Origin of the sequence: Paenarthrobacter sp. NCHU4564 (assembly GCF_052156435.1) — a bacterium.
In the GTDB taxonomy this organism is placed as follows: Bacteria; Actinomycetota; Actinomycetes; order Actinomycetales; family Micrococcaceae; genus Arthrobacter.
In genome coordinates, this window is the sequence record NZ_JBQLIS010000041.1 from 1 (window position 1) to 6895 (window position 6895).

At 64.2% G+C, this 6895-nt stretch carries 5 protein-coding genes; 2 read left to right on the top strand and 3 right to left on the bottom strand.

Features of this window, described 5'->3' with window-relative positions:
- Nucleotides 1–186 (top strand): hypothetical protein (locus ACSVIE_RS20895; RefSeq protein ID WP_442425135.1); only part of this gene is annotated, 186 nt, incomplete at its 5' end.
- Nucleotides 187–746: 560 nt separating this feature from the next.
- Here the strand turns inward: ACSVIE_RS20895 and tyrS are convergent.
- From tyrS to ACSVIE_RS20910, 3 genes are all read right to left on the bottom strand, one after another.
- On the bottom strand, nucleotides 747–2057 hold the full coding sequence (gene tyrS, locus ACSVIE_RS20900) for a tyrosine--tRNA ligase (protein ID WP_442425136.1): 1311 nt from the start codon (nucleotides 2055–2057) through the stop codon (nucleotides 747–749).
- A gap of 37 nt (nucleotides 2058–2094) precedes the next feature.
- Nucleotides 2095–4323: an AAA family ATPase gene (locus tag ACSVIE_RS20905; protein ID WP_442425137.1), complete on the bottom strand. Its 2229-nt coding sequence runs from the start codon at nucleotides 4321–4323 to the stop codon at nucleotides 2095–2097.
- A gap of 114 nt (nucleotides 4324–4437) precedes the next feature.
- On the bottom strand, nucleotides 4438–5097 hold the full coding sequence (locus ACSVIE_RS20910; protein ID WP_426006919.1) for a DNA-3-methyladenine glycosylase: 660 nt from the start codon (nucleotides 5095–5097) through the stop codon (nucleotides 4438–4440).
- An 80-nt stretch (nucleotides 5098–5177) separates the two neighbouring features.
- Here ACSVIE_RS20910 and ACSVIE_RS20915 point away from each other — a divergent pair, with 80 nt between their 5' ends.
- Complete coding sequence (locus ACSVIE_RS20915) at nucleotides 5178–6653, top strand: DNA-3-methyladenine glycosylase 2 family protein (RefSeq protein ID WP_442425138.1); 1476 nt, start codon at nucleotides 5178–5180, stop codon at nucleotides 6651–6653.
- Nucleotides 6654–6895: the final 242 nt, after the last annotated feature.

The following is a 6895-nucleotide window of genomic DNA, read 5'->3' on the forward strand; positions in this document are numbered from 1 at the left end:
AAACTCTCCGTCAAAGTAAAACAAAAACGAAAACACAACAACCCCCACCGGAAAAAGACAGGAGAAGCCATGCAAAATCTGAAACCAGCTGAAAACCAAACCACCACACACGGGGGTGCACGGCGGCCCGGCAAAATCCAACCAATCAAAAAACAATCGGTATCAACAAACTTGGCACACTATTGAGTTCTCAAACAACAGGTCACAAACCAGCACCACCACCAACCACACAGGCCAGCAGATCGCTCCGGAGCAACTTTTCAAACTTACCCGAACCAGCCCCACAAAGCAAACCAGCCCAAGCCCCCACCAACCCCGACAGCACACCAAAGCACCACCGGAAACCGGCCATTCAAAAGGGAGATCGTCGCCTTCAACCCCGCATCAGCGGCGGCAACTCGAATAACTTTACACACCCCCAACACCACAAACAAATCCACAACCCGTGAACCCCATCACACCCCAAAACACCCCACACAACGCGCCGGGAAGTGAGAGAGCGACGGCCCAAAACGGGCGACAGGTGAGAGAGCGTCCGACCAACACGGGCAATAGATGAGAGAGCGACGGCCCAAAACGGGCGATAGATGAGAGAGCGTCGACCCTACACGAGCGATAGGTGAGAGAGCGTCCGCGGGGGTGGCTTAAACGCCGAAAAGGCCGGCAACCACGCGGGCTGCCGGCCTACCCGGACACGGAACAACACAGGCGCCCGGAACTACCCAGACACTGGGACTACCTGAGAATCAGGCGGAAACCTCGACTGTCGCCAGATTTTTCTTACCCCGGCGCAGCAGGAGGTACCGTCCATGAAGGAGCTGGTCCTGGCCGATGACGGCGTCGGGATCTGCGACCTTGGTGTTGTTGACGTACGCACCACCTTCGCCCACAGTGCGGCGGGCAGCGGACTTGCTGTCGGAGAGGCCGGAAGCGACCAGGAGGTCGATGATTCCCAGGCCGTCTGCGTCGATCTTCGCGGACGGAAGCTCGGCGGTCGCCGCAGCAAGGGTCTGCTCGTCAAGCACCGTGAGGTCGCCATTGCCGAAGACGGCGGCGGAGGCAGCGATGACCTTTTCCGTGGCTTCGACACCGTGCACCAGGGAGGTGACTTCGAAGGCGAGCTTTTTCTGCCCTTCCCGTGCGAACGGACGTTCCGCCACCGCCTGTCCAAGTGCCTCGATCTCCGCACGGCTGAGGAACGTGAAGACCTTGAGCCGGTCCACCACGTCCGCATCGGCGGTGTTGAGCCAGAACTGGTAGAAGGTGTACGGGCTGCACATCTCGCCGTCCAACCAGACCGCGTTGCCTTCGGACTTGCCGAACTTGGTGCCGTCGGAGTTGGTGATCAACGGAGTACCAAGGGCGTGCACGCTCTTGCCTTCAACTTTGCGGATCAGTTCCGTGCCGCTGGTCAGGTTTCCCCACTGGTCCGAACCGCCGGTCTGCAGGACGCAGCCGTAATCGCGGTACAGCTCCAGGTAATCCATGCCCTGCAGGATCTGGTAGCTGAACTCCGTGTAGCTGATGCCTTCGTCCGAGTTCAGGCGCGAGGCCACGGCATCCTTGCGCAGCATGGTGCCAACACGGAAGTGCTTGCCGATTTCGCGCAGGAAGTCGATCGCGCTTAACGGCGCCGTCCAGTCCAGGTTGTTGACCATCCGCGCGGCGTTGTCGCCGTCGAAACTCAGGAAACGGCGCACCTGGCCTTGCAGCCTGCCCACCCACTCCGCAACGGTGTCCTTGGTGTTCAAGGTGCGTTCCGCCGTCGGACGCGGGTCTCCGATCAGGCCAGTGGACCCGCCCACCAGACCGAGCGGCTTGTGGCCGGCCAACTGCAGGCGACGCATCACCAGCAGCTGCACCAGGTTGCCAAGGTGCAGGGACGGCGCCGTAGGGTCGAAGCCACAGTAATAGGTGATCGGGTCCCCGGCGAGCAGCTTTTCCAGTTCGGTTTCCTCGGTGGAAACGTGGACCAGGCCGCGCCATTTGAGCTCCTGCCAGATGTTGGCGAAAGCAGGATCGTTCTGTTGGGACTCGAAGTTAATTACGTGTGACACGGGTTCTAAGGTAGCAGGATTGTGGGTGTGGCTTTTCCTACCGTTCAATACCGGCAGGCAATGGCGCCGCAGTGATCAGGCGTAGCCTCTGGGTGGGCCTTGTCATGGCGACGTAAAGATCGCCCACTTTGCCGTGCTCGTGATTGAGCATGGCTGCCGGTTCCAGAACCACTACGCCGTCGAATTCCAGCCCCTTTGCCTCCTTGGGACCGATCACCACGATGTCCTGCTCGTAACTGCCGGCACCTGTGCCGATCCGGCGGCCATAAATGCCGCGCAGCGCCGCGGCGGCTTCCGGCAGGAGTGGGCCGTCGGCAATCACAGCCAGCAGACCGCCGTCGATCGCTTCCAGTTCCTCCGGCAGGACCTCCACCAGGCGGGACAGGATCCCGTCGGCCTCGACCCGGTCGACGATCGGTGACCACTTGCCCTCACGGACGGCCTTCGGTGCAGAGACCACCAGCCCGGCACGGTTGGCCATGCGGACAGCAGCTTCGGCGATCTGGGACGGTGTGCGGTAGTTGACGGTGAGTTCTTCCAGCGTCCAGCGGTCACCGAACGACGGCGCCAGGGCACTTTGCCACGAGTTGGCACCTGCCGCGGCGCTCGTCTGGGCGATGTCGCCAACGATAGTGAAGGACTTCAGCGGGCAGCGGCGAACCAAAAGCCGCCACTGCATGGGCGAGAGTTCCTGTGCCTCGTCAACCACAATGTGCCCGAAGGCCCAGGTGCGGTCGCTCGTGGCACGCTCGGCTGCGGTCAGCCGGTTCTCGCGTTCCTGGTTCTGCTCGGCCAGTTCTTCTGCGGTCATGAGGACATCGACACCCATGGCCTCCATGTTGGCGAGCGTCTGCTTCGCATTGGCCAGGTCACGCGCGCGGTCAGCTTCCTGCTGGGCCAGTCCTCGCCCGGCAGCGGGGTCAAGCTCACCGAGCAGCTCGGCAGCCTCGTCCAGCAGGGGCACGTCGGCTTCGGTCCAAGGCGCGTCAGCCGGGCGTTGAAGCAGCGCACGCTGTTCAGGGGTCAGGTGCGGAGTACAGGCCTCAAGGATGGCGGGCTTGCTGAAAAGCTCGGAGATGAGCTTTTCAGGCGTCATCGGCATCCAGCACAGGTTCAGCATGACGCGCACGTCCCGCGCGGTGCGGACGTCTTCTGCCAGATAGGCGCGGTCGGCGTTGTTGCCGATATTGGCTGCCTCCACCTGTTCCGTCAGTTGTTCTGTGAGTTCACGGAGGAGGATCTTGATGAACGTCAGGCGCGCTTCATTGTGCGGCTTGCCAGTTGCGCGCGCTTTGTCGCGGGCGCGGCGGACCTGGCGCTCCGACAGCGTCAGCTTTCGTGAATCGACTTCAAGGATCCGGTCCTTGCCGGGAGTCCGCTGCCGGTTGGCAACGGCATTGGCCACAACCGCGGCCATGTCCAGCCTGCCCTTCAGTGCGGCAACATCCGGATTCTCTTCCGGGACCGCCTGGATGCCCGGCATCAGCCGTCCGAGGCTCGCCATGACCACGCCTGTTTCACCGAGGGATGGCAGGACCCGCTCGATGTAGTGCATGAACGACGACGACGGACCCACAAGGAGTACACCGGCGCTCTTGAGCCGATCGCGGTGTGTGTACAGGAGATACGCGGCGCGGTGCAGGGCCACTGCCGTCTTTCCGGTACCCGGCCCACCCTGGACCACCAAGGCACCCGAAATGGACGAACGGATGATCCTGTCCTGCTCCGACTGGATGGTGCCCACGATGTCCGACATACGGCCGGTCCGTTTGGAGTTCAGGGCAGCGAGCAATGCACCCTCGCCCTGGAGGGACTCGTTGTCCGCGAGCATACCGGCGTCGAGGACGTCGTCTTCGATCGCCTTGACGTCCCGGCCCTGCAGGATCAGGTGCCGGCGGCGGCGCACACCCTGGCGGTCGAAAGCCGTTGCCTGGTAGAAGTGGCCTGCCTCGGGGGCGCGCCAGTCAACCATGAGCCGCTGCAGGTCCGCGGTGGACAGGCCGATGCGGCCGATGTACTGCGCCTCACCTGAGTCCAGGTCCAGCCGGCCAAAGACCAGCCGGTCGTCGACGGCGTCGAGCTGGGCCAGGCGGTCCTCGTACAGCGCCGCGAACGCGTCCCGTTCCGAAACGTTCTGCATGGTACCCACAGCACCGGCCTTGCGAACCTGCGCCAGCTGGGTGCGCTTTTCCTCGCGCAGCTCGTCGAGCCGGGCATACAGCCCGGCAACGTATTCCTGCTCGTGGACCAAATCAGCGTCGTGCATTCGAACCGTAACCCCTATCGGAAAAGACAGACCGTCCATTCTACAGCGATTTTGGTAAACGTGTGGGGGCATGGGCCGCATCGCGGACGCGGGGGACGCGGCAGGCCCTCCGCGCTACGTGCCCGTGCCACGGTTGCGAGGTCTTGCCGCCTTGTAGCGGGACACCGTGGGGTCGTCCTCAATCCAAAAGCGCCAGGGATATTCCGTAGTGCCACCCGGCCCGGCGACGCCTACCCGGGGTCCGCTCGCCACGGCCGCCGCCGGTGTCCCGGGCAACCACAAGCTGAACGGTTCCACGAGGGCGTCACGGCCAGTGTCCGCCGTCGTGAGTCCCAACGCTGAAGCGAGACGGGCCGGTCCACTCGCCAGGTCTTTGTGGGTCTTGGACGCCGGTCGCCGCGCGGCGGCCAGCTCCCCGCCGGCCACCACTTCACCGGCGCGCAGCAGCAACGCGGAGGGAGCGCCGTCGGGACCGCAGACAATGTTGGCGCAGTAGTGCATGCCATACGTGAAGTAGACGTAGAGGTAGCCGGCGGGGCCGAACATGGGTGCGTTGCGGGCAGTGCGGCCGCCGTACGTGTGGGATCCGGGATCCGGATGCTCTGAGTCGCGGGGACCCATGTAAGCCTCCACCTCCGTCAGGCGGACCGACACGGGACCCGCCTCCGATTGATGGGTCAGGACCGCCCCGAGGAAAAGGGGCGCTATGGAGCGAGGATCCCCGGTCAGGAAATCGCGGACAGCATCCGGTGCTGTGACGAGGTTTGCGGTCATGACCAGACCTTAGCAACGGCGTAGACGGCCATGTCCGATTTCCGCTGGCAGCGATGACACCCCGGTGAAAGGATGAAGCCATGGACTTCTGGCAGCGCTACAGGGCGATCGACGCACGGGATCCCCGGTTCGACGGCCAGTTCTTCACCGCTGTGCGCTCCACTGGCATCTATTGCCGCCCATCGTGCCCCGCCAGGACCCCCAAAGCCGAGAACGTGACGTTCTACGAGACCTCGGCCGCCGCGCACGAGGCCGGTTACCGGGCCTGCAAGCGCTGCCTGCCCGAAGCCGTGCCCGGGACCCCCGCCTGGAACCTCCGCTCGGACGTCGCCGGCAGGGCGATGCGTCTGATCAACGATGGTGTGATCAGCAGGGAAGGCGTGGAAGGGCTGGCGCGGCGCCTCGGATATTCCTCCCGCCAGCTGAACAGGATCCTGAGCCAGGAACTGGGCGCCGGTCCCCTGGCGTTGGCGCGGGCAAGCCGGGCCCAGACTGCCCGCACCCTGCTGGTGTCCACGGACATGCTGCTTGCCGACGTCGCTTTCGCGTCCGGCTTCAACAGCGTGCGGCAGTTCAACGACACCATCGGTGAAGTTTTCGCCATGACCCCGACGGCGGTCCGCGCCACTGCGCCGACCTCCCGGCAGCGCCGGAATACCGAAGGAGCCCCGGCCAACCTGACGTTGAACCTTCCCTATCGGGAACCGTTCGATCCGGGCATTTTCGACTTCCTGGCGGTCCGCGCCGTACCCGGCGTTGAAGCGTCAGCCGGCGAACCGGGCGGGCGCCGAAAGTACGCCAGGACACTGCTGCTCCCCCGCGGCCAGGCTTCCTTCTCCGTTTCGTTTGATCCTGCCGCCCCCGGAGGCCGGCTGCAGCTAACGGCCACCGTCGCAAATCTCCACGACCTTCCGACCTTGCTGGCCCGGGTCCGCAGGTTGTTCGACCTGGACGCGGACCCCTTGGCGATCGATGAAGCACTGGGTGCGGACGTCCGCCTGCGGGACGCCGTCCAGGCCGTCCCCGGAATCCGGCTGCCAGGAGCCGTGGACCCGCAGGAACTGCTGATCCGCGCCATGATTGGTCAGCAGATCACCGTTGCCGCAGCCCGCACTGCGCTGACACAGCTCTCCGTTCTCGGAACCCCGTCAGCCATCACCGACGGCTCACTTGAGCGGATGTTCCCGACGGCGGTCCAGCTCGCCGAGGGCGGCAGGGCGCTCCTCCGGGGACCACAGCGCCGCATCGACTCTGTGCTTTCCGCGGCAGCAGCGATGGCGGAGGGGTCCCTCGATTTTGGCTATGGCGACGACCACGGGAGCCTTTCCCGGAAGCTGCTCCCACTCCCCGGGGTGGGACCGTGGACGGTCGGATACGTAGCCATGCGGGTTCCGGGGGCGCCAGATATCTTCCTGGGCAACGACGCTGCCGTACGCAACGGACTCAAGGCCGTGCGGGATGGGTCGGGATTGAGCGCCGATTTCCGGGAAGTGAGCCCGTGGCGCTCGTATGCGGTCATGCACCTGTGGCGGGCGGCAGCAGCCTCCAAACGCTGAAGCCCGCTGCCGACGCTCTCTCACCAATCACCACCTTTCCACCGACGCTCTCTCACCAATCACCACCTTGCCACCGACGCTCTCTCACCAATCACCACCTCTTCACCGACGCTCTCTCACCAATCACCACCTCTTCATCGACGCTCTCTCACCGCTTTGAAGCAAGTGAGAGAGCGTCCGCGGGAAAAGGCCTATCGGTGAGAGAGCGTCCGCGGGAAAAGGCCTATCGGTGAGAGAGCGTC